This window comes from Pseudomonas sp. K5002 (assembly GCF_013386655.1).
Taxonomy (GTDB): Bacteria; Pseudomonadota; Gammaproteobacteria; order Pseudomonadales; family Pseudomonadaceae; genus Aquipseudomonas.
This window is the reverse complement of the sequence record NZ_JACARK010000776.1, coordinates 1-1,002: the sequence shown is the minus strand read 5'-3', so window position 1 is coordinate 1,002 and position 1,002 is coordinate 1. Positions and strand designations below refer to the sequence as shown.

The 1,002-nt window shown below is 63.4% G+C and carries 2 protein-coding genes; both read right to left on the bottom strand.

Annotated elements, in window-relative coordinates; translation table 11 throughout:
- The coding region (locus HX846_RS28280; RefSeq protein ID WP_218645492.1) for a biotin-independent malonate decarboxylase subunit gamma at window positions 1–333 on the bottom strand (333 nt) is incomplete at its 3' end.
- The coding region (locus tag HX846_RS28275; RefSeq protein ID WP_178966555.1) for a biotin-independent malonate decarboxylase subunit beta at window positions 330–1,002 on the bottom strand (673 nt) is incomplete at its 5' end. The genes HX846_RS28275 and HX846_RS28280, both read right to left, overlap by 4 nt.

The following is a 1,002-nucleotide window of genomic DNA, read 5'->3' as shown; positions in this document are numbered from 1 at the left end:
GCTGTCGGCAGCGGCGGCCAATGCCTGGTGAATGCCCAAGGCCTCTTCGCGACGACCGTAGGCCTGGCTCGGCACATCCACGATGGCAATCAGCGGACGCTTGTCGCCGGTGTTGATCGCCTCATCAACCGCCTTGGCCAAGCCCCAGCCTTCCAGCAAACCGACTTCACCGTTGCGAGCGCGAGGGAAGCGGTTTTGCGGGTCGGTGACCACCGCGATAAAGCGCACTGGCTGATCACCGAGCACACCGTCGGCAACTTTCAGCGAGTTCGGCAAACCGCTCACTGGCGCTGCGTCGCCGCTCAATGCGTTGAACCACTGCAAACCTCTCATGAGCGTTCTCCCTGATACAGATCGCGAACCGTCGCCGGGTCGATTTGCGGTTCGGCGTTCAGTGCGGCCAGGCGTTCCAGATAGTGATCAACCTGACGGCTGCGCTGGTTTTCCGGCAAGCCTTGTTGCAGCAGCTCAGTGATCTGCTGCTGAATCTGCACCACGTCGTCGGCCACATACCGGTCGGCCAAGCCACTGTTGAAACGCTGCTCACCGCCGGTCAGGCTCCAGATGAAGGGCCGGTCACGGGAGTCGTATTCTTCAAGGCCGGCTTCCTGCTCGATCACCTGCGGGCCGTTCAGGCCAAGGCGCGCCTCACGGGTCACCAGCAGATAACTGCACAAGCCTGCCGCGATGGACATGCCGCCAAAACAACCGACGCTGCCCGCCACCACGCCGATCACCGGCTGGTACTGGCGCAGGTCGACAATCGCCGCATGGATATCGGCGATGGCAGCCAAGCCCAGGTTGGCTTCCTGCAAGCGCACGCCGCCGGTTTCCAGCAGCAGGATGGCGCGCGTCGGGATGCCGTTGCGGTTGTCTTCAGCAGCCAACTCCAGTGCTCCGGCCATCTTTGCGCCGCCGACTTCACCGAGACTGCCGCCCTGGAAATTGCCTTCGATGGCCGCGATGACCACCGGCAAGCCGGCGATGCTGCCCTTGGCGATC